Origin of the sequence: Actinoplanes sp. NPDC048988, assembly GCF_043197815.1 — a bacterium.
Classification (GTDB): domain Bacteria; phylum Actinomycetota; class Actinomycetes; order Mycobacteriales; family Micromonosporaceae; genus Actinoplanes.
In genome coordinates this window covers 113,945-128,382 of the sequence record NZ_JBICTW010000004.1, presented here as the reverse complement: position 1 = coordinate 128,382, position 14,438 = coordinate 113,945, and the positions used below count along the sequence as shown (strand labels likewise).

Annotated in this window: 14 protein-coding genes, 1 pseudogene and 1 riboswitch; of the genes and pseudogenes, 8 read left to right on the top strand and 7 right to left on the bottom strand. The window is 71.7% G+C overall.

Annotated elements, in window-relative coordinates; all coding sequences use genetic code 11:
• A pseudogene (locus ACGFJ7_RS14915) lies at positions 1 to 1,160 on the bottom strand (hypothetical protein); the annotation flags it as partial.
• A 123-nt stretch (positions 1,161 to 1,283) separates the two neighbouring features.
• Between ACGFJ7_RS14915 and ACGFJ7_RS14910 the strand changes: the two are divergent.
• The 7 genes from ACGFJ7_RS14910 to ACGFJ7_RS14880 all read left to right on the top strand — a co-directional run bounded on the left by ACGFJ7_RS14910 (position 1,284) and on the right by ACGFJ7_RS14880 (position 7,308).
• Positions 1,284 to 2,117: an NAD-dependent epimerase/dehydratase family protein gene (locus ACGFJ7_RS14910; protein ID WP_360239269.1), complete on the top strand. Its 834-nt coding sequence runs from the start codon at positions 1,284 to 1,286 to the stop codon at positions 2,115 to 2,117.
• Between the two features lie 14 nt (positions 2,118 to 2,131).
• A complete protein-coding gene (locus ACGFJ7_RS14905) occupies positions 2,132 to 3,307 on the top strand; it encodes a cytochrome P450 (protein ID WP_360239266.1) in 1,176 nt (391 codons plus the stop codon).
• 36 nt (positions 3,308 to 3,343) lie between these two features.
• Positions 3,344 to 3,901, top strand: coding sequence for a peptide deformylase (gene def, locus ACGFJ7_RS14900; protein WP_360239263.1), 558 nt, complete (start codon positions 3,344 to 3,346; stop codon positions 3,899 to 3,901).
• Between the two features lie 4 nt (positions 3,902 to 3,905).
• Positions 3,906 to 4,832 carry a methionyl-tRNA formyltransferase gene (gene fmt, locus ACGFJ7_RS14895; protein ID WP_360239260.1) on the top strand — a complete coding sequence of 309 codons (927 nt, stop codon included), beginning with the start codon at positions 3,906 to 3,908 and terminating at the stop codon, positions 4,830 to 4,832.
• Positions 4,829 to 6,304, top strand: coding sequence for a transcription antitermination factor NusB (locus ACGFJ7_RS14890; RefSeq protein WP_360239257.1), 1,476 nt, complete (start codon positions 4,829 to 4,831; stop codon positions 6,302 to 6,304). The genes fmt and ACGFJ7_RS14890 overlap by 4 nt, the downstream gene beginning before the upstream one ends.
• A 237-nt stretch (positions 6,305 to 6,541) precedes the next feature.
• Positions 6,542 to 6,922, top strand: a complete 381-nt coding sequence (locus ACGFJ7_RS14885) for a hypothetical protein (protein ID WP_360239254.1) — start codon at positions 6,542 to 6,544, stop codon at positions 6,920 to 6,922.
• Positions 6,919 to 7,308, top strand: a complete 390-nt coding sequence (locus tag ACGFJ7_RS14880) for a hypothetical protein (protein ID WP_360239251.1) — start codon at positions 6,919 to 6,921, stop codon at positions 7,306 to 7,308. Before ACGFJ7_RS14885 ends, ACGFJ7_RS14880 begins: the two co-directional genes overlap by 4 nt.
• Here ACGFJ7_RS14880 and ribH read toward each other — a convergent pair.
• The 6 genes from ribH to rpe form a co-directional block, all read right to left on the bottom strand.
• Positions 7,305 to 7,781 (bottom strand): 6,7-dimethyl-8-ribityllumazine synthase, encoded by a 477-nt coding sequence (gene ribH, locus ACGFJ7_RS14875; protein ID WP_392642473.1) that lies wholly within the window; start codon positions 7,779 to 7,781, stop codon positions 7,305 to 7,307. The two genes, ACGFJ7_RS14880 and ribH, sit on opposite strands and share 4 nt — an antisense overlap.
• Before the next feature lie 46 nt (positions 7,782 to 7,827).
• On the bottom strand, positions 7,828 to 9,033 hold the full coding sequence (locus tag ACGFJ7_RS14870) for a bifunctional 3,4-dihydroxy-2-butanone-4-phosphate synthase/GTP cyclohydrolase II (protein WP_360239245.1): 1,206 nt from the start codon (positions 9,031 to 9,033) through the stop codon (positions 7,828 to 7,830).
• Positions 9,026 to 9,625 (bottom strand): riboflavin synthase, encoded by a 600-nt coding sequence (locus ACGFJ7_RS14865; RefSeq protein WP_360239242.1) that lies wholly within the window; start codon positions 9,623 to 9,625, stop codon positions 9,026 to 9,028. Before ACGFJ7_RS14865 ends, ACGFJ7_RS14870 begins: the two co-directional genes overlap by 8 nt.
• A gap of 11 nt (positions 9,626 to 9,636) precedes the next feature.
• Positions 9,637 to 10,722, bottom strand: a complete 1,086-nt coding sequence (gene ribD / locus ACGFJ7_RS14860; RefSeq protein ID WP_392642472.1) for a bifunctional diaminohydroxyphosphoribosylaminopyrimidine deaminase/5-amino-6-(5-phosphoribosylamino)uracil reductase RibD — start codon at positions 10,720 to 10,722, stop codon at positions 9,637 to 9,639.
• Between the two features lie 121 nt (positions 10,723 to 10,843).
• A riboswitch (FMN riboswitch) is annotated at positions 10,844 to 11,019 on the bottom strand.
• A 98-nt stretch (positions 11,020 to 11,117) separates the two neighbouring features.
• The gene (locus ACGFJ7_RS14855) at positions 11,118 to 12,134 is read right to left on the bottom strand and encodes a response regulator (RefSeq protein WP_360239236.1); all 1,017 of its coding nucleotides are present in this window, start codon (positions 12,132 to 12,134) and stop codon (positions 11,118 to 11,120) included.
• Positions 12,131 to 12,799, bottom strand: coding sequence for a ribulose-phosphate 3-epimerase (gene rpe / locus ACGFJ7_RS14850; protein WP_360239233.1), 669 nt, complete (start codon positions 12,797 to 12,799; stop codon positions 12,131 to 12,133). Before rpe ends, ACGFJ7_RS14855 begins: the two co-directional genes overlap by 4 nt.
• A 92-nt stretch (positions 12,800 to 12,891) precedes the next feature.
• Between rpe and ACGFJ7_RS14845 the strand changes: the two genes are divergently transcribed.
• Positions 12,892 to 13,752, top strand: coding sequence for a septum formation family protein (locus tag ACGFJ7_RS14845; RefSeq protein WP_392642471.1), 861 nt, complete (start codon positions 12,892 to 12,894; stop codon positions 13,750 to 13,752).
• Positions 13,753 to 14,438 lie beyond the last annotated feature (686 nt).

The window sequence follows — 14,438 nt, the reverse complement described above, 5'->3', positions numbered from 1 at the left end:
CTCGCGCCGATCGTGCCCGCCGCTGTCATGCCGGCCGGGCTGATCCCGGTCGTGCCCGCCTGGGTCATGTCGGCCGGGCTGACCCTGGTCGTGCCCGCCGCTGTCATGCCGGCCGGGCTGACCCCGGTCGTGCCCCCCTCTGTCACGCCGGCCGTGCTGGCCCCGGTCCTGCCGGCCTCTGTCATGCCGCTCGGGCTGACCTCGGTCAAGCCGGTCGGGCTGCTTTCCTTCATGTCGGTCGGGCTGCTCTCGGCCATGCCGTCCGCCGCCACCGCGGGGCCGTCGGCGGAATCTGAGGCGTTATGGGCCGCTATGTCTCCAGGGACTGCCGGTTGTATAGGGCCGCCCGCGGTCGAATCCGGAACCCCGGCGGGCGGGGCCACCTCGGCGCCCAGGGCTCCGGCGGCGCCGTCGGCGGGACCGAGGTCGAGGTCGCTGTGGTCAGACATTTTCCGAATGCCCGAGTCGAAGGCCACGGCGACACTGCCCGAGACGATGGCAGCCGACGAAGGCTGGGGAAAGTCTTCGGCCGCCGAAGCGATGGCGGAATGAATGGCGTCGTCCGCGGTAGGGGCGGCACCGGCGGGTGGGTCGGTGTCGGCTGGCTCAGCGGTGTGGGCGTGGGACGGGGCAGGAGCCGCCAAGGGGTGGGCTGCGGGAGCGTGGGCCGACGAGGCATGGGCCGACGGGGTGAGGGGCGTTGGGGTGCTGGCCGCCGGGTCGAGGGCTGCGGAATCAACGGGTGCTGGGGTGAGGGGGGCCGCTGGCTTGGGGGACTGGGCCTCGACCCGGGCGTGGCGTGGGGGTACGGCCAAGCGCAGGACGTCGCAGAGGTTGCCGGCGTAGCGGTCGGCTATGGCTCGGGCCAGGCGGGTGATCTCGGGGTCGAGGACCTGCTCGGGGGAGACGACCTTGTCGAGGTAGGCCAGTTTGCCGCCGTGGGGGGACGTCTCGGCGCGTTCCAGGAGGAAGCCGCTGACCAGCTGGCCGGCGAAGCGGACCTTCACCCGCACGCCGGGCTGGGCCGCCTCGTCGTCGGTGGACGCGACCAGGTAGTCGAAGAGACGGTCCAGGTGGGGCAGGGGGACGTCGACGCAGACGCGGGCCACCGGCAGGGTTTCCGCCGGTGTTCGGTCTGCTCGCGTGCCCTTGGTAGCCATCGCAGCCATTCTGCCCGGACCCCCTGACATTTCCCGGCGGCCACCACGGGATTCGGATCACACATCCGATCGGATAAATAATCCTCTCTCATGCTACGGTCGACGCCACGAAGGGAGCTGGTCATGAACGTGTTTCTCACCGGAGGTAGCGGCTATCTCGGTGGTGTGGTGCTGGAGCGCCTGATCGAGGCGGGGCACCGGGTCGAGGCGCTCGCGCGGTCGGAGCGGGCCGGCGAACGGGTCGCCGCGCTGGGCGCGGAGCCGGTGCCGGGGGATCTGCTCGCGAAAGAGGTCCTGCGCGAGGCGGCCGAGCGGGCCGACGCCGTGATCCACGCCGCCGTCGACTACGCGGACCCGAACATGGCCGACATCGAGGCGGCCGCGTTGACCGCCATGCTGGTCGGCAAGCCGTTCGTCTACACCAGCACCGGTCTCGTCTACGGCGAAGGTCAGCTGAGCGAGGACGACCCGGTCGACGTGAGCACCGCCGCGCAGCCGCACAAGGTGCTGGGGGAACGGGCCGTGCTCGCGGCCGGGGGCACGGTGCTCCGGGTTCCGCTCATTCACGGGCGCGGGGGATCGGCGCTCATTCAAGGGCTGATGGGCTTCGGCCGTACGCAGAAGACCGTGCCTTTCGTCGGCGAGGGCCGGCAGGTCTGGGCGGCGGTGCACGTGGACGATCTGGCCGATCTCTTCGTGCTGGCGCTGGAGAAGCCGCAACCCGGCCGGATCTTCAACGCGGCCCCGGGTGACACCTTCGAGATGGGGCAGCTCGTGCGGCTGATCGCCGAGCGCACCGGCGCGGCCGCGGTGTCGCTCGCCCCGGAGCGGGCGCAGGGGCAACTTGGAGTGCTGGCGCGCAGCGGCGGGATGGACGGAACGCGGGCGCGGGAGACCTTCGGGTGGGCGCCGAGCAGGCCGGGGCTGCTCGATGATGTGCGTGGGGAGTCCTACTAGAGAGAATGTCCACCATGGATGCCGCTGAAGCCGTGAAGACCCTGCTGTCGCCGAGCGCCACCCACGATCCCGTGCCCGCCTACGCGGCGCTGCGGGAGCACGGTCCCGTGCTGCCCGTGGCCGACGGGTACTACTTCGTCTCCGGCTACGCGGCGGTGGACGGCATCCTGCGGGACGCGGCCATGGAGACGTACGACATCAAGCGTCTCGACAGCCGCTGGGACGACTGGCGTGACAACAAGGCGCTCGAACTCTTCGCCGACTCGATGTTGCGGTCCAATCCGCCGGATCACACCCGGATGCGCCGGCTCGCCGCGGGGGTCTTCACCGCGCGGCGGGTCGGCACGCTCCGTTCGGTGATCGAGGAGCAGGTCGCCGAGGCGCTGGACGGGCTGGACGGCACGGCCGATCTGATGTCGGAACTCTGCTATCCGCTGCCGATCGGGGTGATCACCGCCCTGCTCGGGGTGCCGCCCGAGGACCGGGGGCAGTTCCGGCGGCTGGCCGAGGCGCTGACCGCCGTGCTCGAGGTGCGGTGGACCCCGGAGGATGAGGCCAAGGCGCACGAGGCCGCGGTCGAGCTCGAGGACTACTTCATCCACCTCGTCGCCAAGAAGCAGCGGGAGCCGGGTGGCGACCTCACCACCGCGCTGGCTCAGGGCGGGGAGCTGACCGGGCGGGAGCTGCTCGGCAACCTGATGCTCCTGCTCGTGGCCGGCTTCGAGACCACCACCAACCTGCTCGGCAACGGCATCGTCCTGCTGCTCGACCAGGAAAAACGGGGGCCGGAGGCGTACGTCGAAGAGATCCTCCGCTTCGACTCGCCGGTCCAGCTGACCGAGCGCTACGCCACGCGCGACACCCAAATCGGAAATGTCCGAATAAACGCCGGGGCGGAACTCGTCCTGCTGCTCGGAGCGGCCAACCGCGACCCCAGCCGCTTTTCCCGGGCCGACGAATTCTGGCCGGACCGCCCCAACAACACCCCGCTGTCGTTCGGCGCGGGCGCCCACTACTGCCTCGGCGCACCCCTCGCGCGGCTGGAGGCGCAGATCGCGCTGCCCGCGCTTTTCCAGAGGTTCCCGGAGATGCGGCTGAGCGAGAAACCGGTGCGCAGGCCGAGGATGAACCTGCGCGGTTTCCAGGCCCTGCCGGTGACGCTCGGCACGCCGGAGCACTCCGTAGACTAGTTGGGTGCCAGCCCACGATCTCAGGAGCCTTGTCGCGTGACAGTCCAGCCCATCCGTCTGTTCGGCGACCCGGTGCTCCGGTCGCCGGCCGATCCCGTCGTCGACTTCGACAAGGAACTGCGCAAGCTGGTCAAGGACCTGACCGAGACCATGCAGGACGAGGGCGGCGCCGGTCTGGCCGCCCCGCAGCTCGGCGTCGGCCTGCGGGTGTTCAGCTTCGACGTGGATGACGTGGTCGGGCACATCGTCAACCCGGTGCTCTCCTTCCCGGACGACGAGGAGCAGGACGGTCCCGAGGGCTGCCTGAGCATCCCGGGCGTCTACATCGACACCAAGCGCCGCCAGCACGTGGTCGCCTCCGGCTTCAACCAGCACGGCGACCCCATCCAGCTGGTCGGCGACGGGCTGATGGCCCGCTGCGTGCAGCACGAGACCGACCACCTCGACGGGGTTCTGTTCATCGACCGGCTCGACGCCGCCGCCCGCAAGGACGCGATGAAGCAGATCCGGTCCGCCGAGTGGTACGACGCCGGCAAGCCCCCCACGATCAAGCAGAGCCCGCACGGCCGGGGCATCTTCGGGCTGGGGCGGTGACCCGGTGCGCCTGATCTTCGCCGGCACGCCGGCCGTCACCCTGCCCAGCCTGGACGCCATCGCCGCGTCCGGCCACGAGCTGCTGGCCGTGGTCACCCGCCCCGACGCCCCGGCCGGGCGCGGCCGCCGCCTGGTCCGCTCGCCGGCCGGCGCCTGGGCCGACGAGCGCGGCATCGAGGTGCTCACCCCGGCCAAGCCGCGCGAGCCCGAGTTCCAGGAGCGCCTGCGCGAGCTCGCCCCCGACTGTGTGCCCGTCGTGGCGTACGGCGCCCTGGTCCCGCCGAGCGCCCTCGAGATCCCCAAGCACGGCTGGGTCAACCTGCACTTCTCACTGCTGCCGGCCTGGCGCGGCGCCGCCCCCGTGCAACACGCCGTCCTGCACGGCGACGAGGTGACCGGGGCCAGCGTGTTCGAGCTGGAGGCGGGCCTCGACACCGGCCCGGTCTACGGCACCCTGACCGAGGACATCCGTCCCACCGACACCTCCGGCGACCTGCTCGAACGGCTCGCCACCGAGGGCGCCGGGCTGCTCGTGGCCGTGCTCGACGCGATCGAGGCCGGCGCCGCCCGGGCCCATCCGCAGCCGGCCGACGGGGTGACCATCGCCCCGAAACTGACAGTGGACGACGCGCGGATCCGCTGGGACGACCCGGCGTTCGCCGTCGACCGTCGCGTCCGGGCGTGCACGCCCGCGCCGGGCGCGTGGACGACCCTGCGCGACGACCGGCTCAAGCTGGGACCGGTGCGCCCGGTGGCCAACGCGCCCCAGCTCGCGCCGGGCGACCTGCTCGTCGAGCGCACCCAGGTGCTCGTGGGCACGGCGACCACACCGGTCGCGCTTTCAGAGGTGAGGGCCGCCGGCAAGAAGCCGATGCCGGCCACCGACTGGGCACGAGGGCTGCGGATCCAGCCGGGGGAGAAGCTTCAGTGACCGACCACAGGGCCAGCAGGCCGCACGGTTCCGGACGTCCGCGCCGCGGTGTCGAGGGACCGGGCTACGACCGTGACTCCCGCTCGGGACGGGCGCCGCGCGCCGGCCGCCCACCGTCCGACCCGGCCCGCCAGGCCGCGTACGAGGCGATCGCGGCCGTGCACCGCGACGACGCGTACGCCAATCTCGTCCTCTCCGAGATCCTGCGGGACATGGGGCTGGACGGGCGGGACGCGGCGTTCGCGACCGAGCTGACCTACGGCACGCTGCGCACGCTGGGCACGCTCGACCTGATCATCGCCTCGGCGGCCGGCCGGGAGGTGTCGCGCATCGACCCGCCGGCCCGTGACGCGCTGCGGCTCGGCGCTTACCAGTTGCTGCACACCCGGGTGCCGGCGCACGCCGCGGTGAACCAGACCGTCGACCTGGTGCGCTCGGTCGCCCCGGGCGCGGCCGGCTTCGCCAACGCCGTGATGCGCACGATCTCCGAGACGCCGCTCGAGGCGTGGCTCGAGCGGCTCGCCCCGCCGTACTCCGAAGACCCGATCGGCAACCTGTCGGTGCTGCACAACCACCCGCAGTGGATCGTCCGGGCCTTCGACGAGGCGCTCGGCGGCGACCTGGCCGACACCACCCGCCTGCTGATCGAGGACAACCAGCCGCCGGTCGTGCACCTGTGCGCCCGTCCCGGCCGGGCCGACGCCATCGAGCTGGCCGACGAGGTCGGCGGCGTGCCGGCCGCGTTCTCGCCGTACGCGGTCTACCTCAACGGCGGTTCCCCGCGCGAGCTGGCGGCCATCCGCGAGGGTCGCGCCCACGTGCAGGACGAGGGCTCCCAGCTGGTGGCCGCGGCCCTGCTGGCCGCCCCGATCGAGGGCCGCGACACCCGCTGGCTCGACCTCTGCGCGGGCCCCGGCGGCAAGACGGGCCTGATCGGCGCCATCGCGTCGGCCCGGGGCGCCGAGGTGACGGCGGTCGAGGTCGCCGAACACCGGGCCCGCCTGGTGGAGAAGGCCACCGAGGGCATGCCGGTCACGGTCCTGCCGGTGGACGGCCGCTCGGTGGGCCGCGACCCCGACCTGCCCGAGGAGTCCTTCGACCGCGTCCTGGTCGACGCCCCGTGCACGGGCCTGGGCTCCCTGCGCCGCCGCCCCGAGTCCCGCTGGCGCCGCCAGCCCGCCGACCTGCCACCGCTGACCAAGCTGCAGCGAGAACTCCTGGTGGCAGCACTGCGAGCGGTCCGCCCGGGCGGCGTGGTGGCCTACGTGACCTGCTCCCCCCACATGGTGGAGACCCAGGTGACGGTGACCGAGGGCGCCCGCCGCAGCGGCGTCGAGGTCGATTTCGTCGACGCCCGGCCGCTGCTCCCGCCGGGCATGCCCGGCCTCGGCACCGGCCCGACGGTGCAACTCTGGCCTCACAAGCACGGCACTGACGCCATGTTCCTGGCCGTCTTGCGAAGGACCACTTAGAGGTACGCCTGCGGCGGCCCCCAACCGCAGCAATCCAGAGCCGGCGGCGCCGCGCGGCCTCTCGCGAAACGAGAGGCCGCGGCGCGCCTTTCGCGTGTAGTTGGGGTCACCCGAAAACCGGTCGGCCGCCCCGGAGATTGACGACAGTAGTTCTGTGATGACAGGGTGTGATGGCGGGCACCGGGGTGAACCGCTGATCACGGGGAAGGCGGCCTCCTGCCCGGGGGAAGGACCGCCATGCACCCTGTCTCCGCCGTTCTGGCCGCACTCCTGGTAGCCCCATCGGCCACTTCCACCACCAGAGTCGTCGCGGCCGAGCTCCGCCTCGACGGTTCCCGCGTACGCGTCACGCTCTCCGCCACCTGCCCGGCCGGCGCCACCCTGCGGGCCGAGGTGACGGTGACCGCGGTCAACGGCACCGCGATAGCCCAGGGCACCCGCCGCAAGAAGGCCGACTGCACCGGTAGCGCCCAGCAGCTCGTCCTGCTCGTCGACCGGGACCCGGCCGGCGCCCTGTTCACCCGGGGCCCGGCCACCGCCCGCACCGTCCGGACGGTCTGCACTCCCACCGCGTGCGAGGTCATCCCGTTCGACGAGACCATCCGGATCACGAAGTGATCGCCCCGGCGCTCGCGGCGGCCCTCCTGCTGACCACCCCGCCGGTGGCCACGATCGACCTCCTGTGGACGACGATCGCCGCCCGCGGGGCGGCGGTCGACGTGGCGTTCGGGGTCGCATGCCCGGAGGGCTTCACCGGCACCGCGACGGTGACCGTGGCGCAGGCCCGCCCCTCCGACGGCCTCCTGGCCCAGGGCACGGGAGTGAAGGAGCTGACCTGCTCGGGCCCGGGCCTGCTCTACACCCAGCGCGTGACCGCGAGCATCACCGGCGCGCCCTTCGAGCGCGGGAAGGCGACCCTCGCCATGCAGGTCGTCGTCTGCGATGAGCAGGGTTGCGCCAGCACCCCACTCAACCAGCAGATCCGCATCACCAGGCTGCCCTAGGGTTTTGCCAGCTCGCGCAGGACGAGGGCGGCGTCCAGGACGGCGACCGCGGTGGCCCAGCCCTTGTCCTCGACCGAGTCCTCCAGGCCGGCGCGGTCGCGGGCCTGGCCCAGGCTCTGCACGGTCAGGACGCCGTGGCCGACCGGGGTGGCCTCGTCCAGCGCGACCCGGGTCAGGCCCGCGGTGACGGAGTCGTTCACGTACTTGAAGTGGTCGGTCTCGCCCTTGATGACCACGCCGAGGGCGACCACCGCGTCGCACTGGCGGGCCAGGGCCTGGGCGACGATCGGCAGCTCGACCGCGCCCGCCACCCGGTGCACGACGACGTCCTCGACGCCGCACGCCTCCGCGGCCGCCTTGGCCCGCTCGATCATGTGATCGATCAGGTCGGCGTGCCAGCGGGAGCCGACGATGCCGAGGCGCAGCCCCTTCGCGTCGACGGTCTGCAGATGCGGATCACCGAAGCCGGCCATGTAAGTCCCCCTTTATCGGACAGTATCGTGCCACAAAACGCGGGAGTCAGCCCAACGCCTCGAACAGGTGCCCCATGCGGTCCCGCTTGGTGCGCAGGTAGTGCACGTTCTCCGGGTGCAGCCGCACGGGCAGCTCCTCCCGGCCGGTGATGGTCAGGCCGTAGCCCTCGAGCCCGGCCCGCTTGGCCGGATTGTTGGTGAGCAGCCGCATCGAGCGCACGCCCAGGTCGTACAAAATCTGCGCCCCGGTCCCGTAATCACGCGCGTCCGCCGGCAGGCCGAGCTCCAGGTTGGCGTCGACCGTGTCGAAGCCCTTGTCCTGCAGCTGGTAGGCCTGGAGCTTGTGCAGCAGTCCGATGCCCCGGCCCTCGTGCCCGCGCATGTACAGCACCACGCCCCGCCCGGCCGCCGCCACCCGCTCCAGGGCCGCGTCGAGCTGAGGGCCGCAGTCGCAGCGCTTCGAGCCGAAGACGTCGCCGGTCAGGCACTCGGAGTGCACCCGCACCAGCACGTCCTCGCCGTCACCGATCTCGCCGAAGACCAGCGCCACGTGCTCGCCGTCGTCGACCAGCGCCCGGTAGCCGACCGCGGTGAAGTCGCCGTGCTCGGTCGGCAGCCGGGTCTCGACGACCCGCTGCACCTGCGACTCGCGGTGCTTGCGGTAGGCGACCAGGTCGGCGATCGTGATCAGCGCCAGGTCGTGCTCGGCCGCGAACTTCTCCAGGTCGGGGCGGCGCTGCATGGTGCCGTCGTCGTTCACCATCTCGCAGAGCACGCCGGCCGGCCGCAGCCCGGCCATCTCGGCCAGGTCGATCGAGGCCTCGGTGTGCCCGGGACGGCGCAGCACGCCGCCGGCGCGGGCCCGCAGCGGCACCACGTGCCCGGGGCGGGTCAGGTCGGTGGGCTGGGTCTCGGCCGAGGCGAGCAGGCGGATGGTGCGCGCGCGGTCGGCGGCCGAGATGCCCGTGGCCACGCCTTCACGGGCGTCGACGGTCACGGCGTACGCCGTACCGCGGGCGTCCTGGTTGGTGTGGAACTGAGGGGGCAGGTCGAGGCGGTCGGCCTCCGACTCGGGGATCGGCACGCAGATGTAGCCCGAGGTGTAGCGGACCATGAAGGCGACCAGCTCGGGCGTGGCCTTCTCGGCCGCGAAGATCAGGTCGCCCTCGTTCTCGCGGTCCTCGTCGTCGACGACGATGACGGCCTTACCGGCGGCGATGTCCTTGACGGCGCGCTCGATGTCCTCAAACATTGCGGCTCCCCAGCATCTTCTCGACGTACTTCGCGATCACGTCGACCTCGAGGTTCACGGGGTCGCCGACGTCCTTGCCGCCCAGCACCGTCAGCTTGGAGGTGGTGGGGATGAGTCCCACACTGAACGTTTCGTCATCCACCGCCATGACGGTCAGGGACACCCCGTCCACGGTGATCGAGCCCTTCTCCACGACGTAGCGGGAGAGGGCGGCCGGCAGAGAGAACCGCACGACCTCCCAGTCCGCGCCCGGCTCGCGAGCGACGATCCGCGCCACCCCGTCCACGTGCCCCTGGACCAGGTGACCACCGAGGCGGCTGCCGAGCGCGGCCGCCCGCTCCAGGTTGACCGGGCTGCCCTCCTCGAGCGCGCCCAGCGACGAACGCCGCAGCGTCTCACCCATCACGTCGGCGGTGAAGACGCCGTCGACGTTGTCGATGACGGTCAGGCAGACCCCGTTTACCGAGATCGAGTCGCCGTGCCGCGCGTCCGACGTGACCAGCGGCCCGCGCACGGCGAGCACGGCCGAGTCGCCGCCGGTGTCGGTGAGGCCGACGACCTCACCCAGTTCTTCGACGATTCCGGTGAACATTAAGTACCTCTTCAGTCCGAATAAGGGTGGCGGGCGGGGTGGTCGGATGGCTTCTGTCGGAGCGTTGCCGTGAAGCGCAGGTCAGGGCCGATCTGCGCGATATCGGTGAGATCAAGGTCGATGGCGTCGCCGATCGTGGCGACACCCGCGTCGAGCAGGGCCGTCTTGCCGGCGCCGAGCAGCTTGGGCGCGACATAACCGACCACCTGGTCGACCAGCCCGGCCGCGAGGAAGGCGCCGGCCAGCGTCGGCCCGCCCTCCAGCAGCACGGACCGGATGCCCCGGCCGTGCAGGGCGGTGAGCAGGGCGTTCAGGTCGACGCGCCCGTCCGGGCCGGCGCCGATCTCGCTGGTCGTGACGACCCAGGTGGGCGCGGCGGCGTCGTTCACTCGCGCTGTTTTCGGGGTACGCCCGTGCGAGTCCACCACCACACGCAGCGGCTGCTTGATGGCGAGCGAACCGTCCCGCAGATCACGGACGGTCAGCTGCGGATCGTCGGCCAGGACCGTGCCGACGCCGGCCACGATGGCGTCGACGGTGGCCCGCAGCGCGTGCACGTCGGTCCGGGCCGGCTGCGAGGTGATCCACTGGCTGGTGCCGTCGGCGGCCGCCGACCGCCCGTCCAGGGTGGCCGCGAACTTCCAGGTCACGTACGGCCGGCCGCGCCGCACCGCGGTCAGCCAGGCGATGTTGCCCTGGCTGGCCTCCTGGCGGCGGACGCCGGTCTCGACGTGGATGCCCGCGGCCCGCAAGGTGACCGCGCCGCCGGCCGCGACCGGGGTCGGGTCGTCGACGGCGATGACCACCCGGCGGACACCGGCGCCGATCAGCGCCTGGCTGCACGGCCCGGTCCGCCCGGTGTGGTTGCACGGTTCGAGGGTGACGACGGCGGTGCCGCCACGGGCCCGCTGCCCGGCCTGGGCCAGCGCGACGATCTCGGCGTGCGGCCCGCCGGCGTACGCGTGGAAGCCCTCACCGACGACCTCGCCGTCGGCGTCGAGCAGGATGCAGCCGACCACCGGGTTGGGGCTGGTCGTGCCGAGGCCCCTGGCGGCCAGCGCGATCGCGCGGCGCATCGCCTCGTCCTCGGTCACCATCCGCGTCTTCCTCTCGCGCGCTACTGACCAAGCGCTGGAGGAAGAGGGAGGAAACGCCGGGAATCGGACATGAGGGTACGCTTCGCGCACCCCGGCGCTGCCGAGGGCAGCATCCGATTCCGCGCGCTGTCTCCCATCCGGACTGTCTGACCGAGCTTTCGCCCGATCAACCGTCGGCTCTGGGTTCTCACCAGATCCACCGTCCGTCGTGGTGACGACGTCCGGGTCGCGGGCTTACCGGCCTGAGAAGGCCGGATCACCGCCGGTTCGGAATTTCACCGAGTCCCGCCAGCGCGTGGTGGGTCACCCACGAGTTTTACACGCGCGATCGTTTTTGCCACCTCGGGGCGAGACATGTCACATGTCCTCAGCTTGACGAACATGTTGCACGACCTTTACGCGTCGGCCTCGTCCTCGGACTCGGCGCGGCGGCGGTCGATGGCGACATACGACCCCGGCTGGGACTTGGCGACCTTCTTCATCTCGGAGGCCACCGCGATCACCACGCGGGGATCGGTGAAGCGCCGGCCGTCGACCGTCGCCTGGGCGACGCCGATGGACAGGGTCACCAGGGCGGCCCGGTTCTTGTTGCCGCGCCGGTCGGGCACCTCGATGTAGCCCCGGCGCGCGTCCTCCGGGTCGTACAGCTGGTCGGCCGACTGCTCGAAGTCGGTCACCGTGCGCTTGGTCAGCGGCAGCACCTGGTCCGGCGTACAGATGAAGACGAAGTCGTCGCCGCCGATGTGGCCCAGGAAGATCGAGGGTGGCCCCACCGCGACCACCGCGCGGTGCAGGCTGCGGGCGAGCTCGGTGATGAACTCGTCGCCGCGGTCGAAGCCGTACACGTCGTTCACGCTCTTGAACCGGTCGACGTCGATGTAGCCGACCGAGTACTCCCCGCCCGCCTTCATCCGGTCGGCGATCTCGCGCCGGACCCGGGCGTTGCCGGGCAGACCGGTCAGCGGCGACACCTCGCGGAACTCCTTGTTGCGCCGCAGCGTGGAGGAGACGCGGGCGATCAGCTCGGCGGTGTCGAACGGCTTGACCAGGTAGTCGTCGACGCCGGCGGTGAGACCCACCACCTTGTCGACGGTCATGCTCTTGGCGGTCAGCATGATGACCGGGAGGGCCGAGGTGAGCGGCTCGGCGCGCAGCCGGCGGGTCAGCTCGACGCCGTCCATGCGCGGCATCATCCAGTCGACCACGGCCAGGTCGGGCCGCTTGGTCTCCATCACCTCGAGCGCGTCCTGCCCGTCGCGGGCGCGGACCACGTCGTACCCGTGGACCTTGAGGTTGAACTCCACGAAGCTGGCGATGTCCTGGTCGTCGTCGACGACCAGGATGAGGTCGGGCCGGTCATCGGGCTCGCGACCGAGCTCGTCGGGCTTGTCGGGGATGACCCCAGTGCTCATGAGACCCCTTCCGCGAGGGCACGGAGCTTACGGATCGCCTCGGCCGGGTCGGCCGCGCCGTAGACCGCCGTGCCGGCCACGAACGCGTCGGCGCCGGCCTCGGCCGCCTGCTCGATGGTGTCGGCCGCGATCCCGCCGTCGACCTCGAGCCGCACATCAAGATCTTTCGCCGAGATGCGCCGCCGCACGTCGCGCACCTTGCCCAGCATCTCGGGCATGAACTTCTGCCCGCCGAAACCAGCCTTGATCGTCATGATCAGGACGGTGTCCACATAGGGAAGCAGCTCGAGGTAGGGCTCCACCGGGGTGTCCCGGTCGATGGCCAGGCCCGCCTTGGCCCCGGCCGCGCGCAGCGTCTTGGCCAGGTGAACCGGGTCCTCGCAGGCCTCGGCGTGGAAGGTGACGTTGTAGGCGCCGGCCTCGGCGTACCCCGGCGCCCAGCGCTCCGGATCGGTGATCATCAGGTGCACGTCGAACGGGATCTCCGTCGCCTTGCGCAGGCTCTGAACCACCGGCAACCCGATCGTCAGATTGGGCACGAAATGGTTGTCCATGACGTCCACGTGCACCCAGTCGGCAGCGCCCTCGATCGCGCGCACCTCGTCGGCGAGACGCGCGAAGTCGGCGGCCAGAATGCTCGGGGCGATGATCGGCGATGGTGTCACGGCTGAAGTGTATGGCCTTCGGCCGCCGGTCTTCACGGCCTGTGGACAACCGATAGAGTGACCCCTCTTGATTCGAGAGCGGGGGACACACGATGCGAAGGTGGGCGGCCGTCCTGGCCGGCGCCTTGATGTTCGCCCTGGCCGGGTGCGGCGAGCTTCCCCAGGGGGTCGACGGCGACCTGACCGACGGCTGGCACACCCCGCCGGCCGCGCTTCAGTTCCGCCCGACCGACGGCTGCCACGCCGACCTGGCCGAGACCTCGGCGCTCGGCGACGACCGCCCCGTCTCGTGCCAGGACCCACACGTGGCCGAGACGTTCGCGGTGGCCGACCTGGGCGAGGTGACCACGGCGACCCGCGAGGCCAAAGCCTTCCAGGAGTGCTCGACACGGGCCAACGGCTACGTCGGCGGCGACTGGCGCACCGGCTGGCTGCTGCTGCAGCCGGTGTTTCCCAGCGACGAGGCCTGGTCGGGCGGCGCCCGCTGGGTCCGCTGCGACCTGGCCGAGACGTCACCGTCCGACGGCACGCTGGTCCGCCGCTCGAGCAGCGTCCGCGACGGCTTGAAAGGCGCCGCAAAGCTCAAGATGACCTGCGCCGACGCCGCCGTCCAGGGCGACCAGGTGACCGGCCTGCGCACGGTGAGCTGCGCGGCCGAGCACACGTCGGAGTTCGCCGGCCTCTTCGTGAGCAAGCGCCCCACATCGGCCGCGGTCACGTCGGCCGAAATGGAAAAGGGCTGCAACGCGGCGATCGCGAGGTTCACCGGCGTCCCGAACGACAACACCATCAAGAACCGCGTCGGCTGGCTGGGCTTCCCACCCGACAAGGACTCCTGGCGCCAGGGCGACCGCGCGGTCCGCTGCTTCCTCTGGCTCAACGGCGAGAAGATGACGGGCTCCTACCGCAACGCCGGCACCAAAAAACTCAAAATCCACTACACATACCGCTAGAAAGTACGCATCCGCGCCCACCCAACCGCAACGGCACAGCCCCCGCTCCGTCGAACGCGGCCCGGGAGGCCACACCGGGCCACAGGGCGCGTTCCGCGCCTCTGCACCACCGGCACCCCACACCCAGCGCCGCTCCCCGCACAATCAGCGACCACCCAGCCGACTTGCGCGGCCACGACGCAGCACCGCTCCCCGCCGGAACTCGCGCCGCGTCCCCGGCCATGCGCGCCGCGTCCCACGGCCATGCGCGCCGCCGCAGAGGCATCCGCTCTGCCGCCCAACGGACATCCGCGCCGCCACGCAGGCGGGGCCGTCGAGGGCGATCCCCCTCGCCGCCCAGCGGAACCGACGTAGCCCGCCTTCGCCTGCCAGTTGACGCGGCGACGGTCGGCGAATGCACTTACCGGCCCAGCCACCGCACGCGAAAGGCGCCCGCCTCGTCGACGGCGCGGCCCGGCGCACCACTGAGACCAGCTCGTTCCGGCTGACGTCCGGCACTCCCGGCTGGGCCGGCCGGGCGGTCTCAAGCGCGAACTCGCCGACATCGCGAAACTCTCAGTAGCCCTGAAACTCTTCCGCGATGCAGTCGTGGCCGGTCCCGGCATCGAACGCGGCGATCCCGCGGGCGACGGTGTGAACTTTGGCCGAGACGCTGATGTCGGCCGGGGTCGACGAGGTCTTCGGTG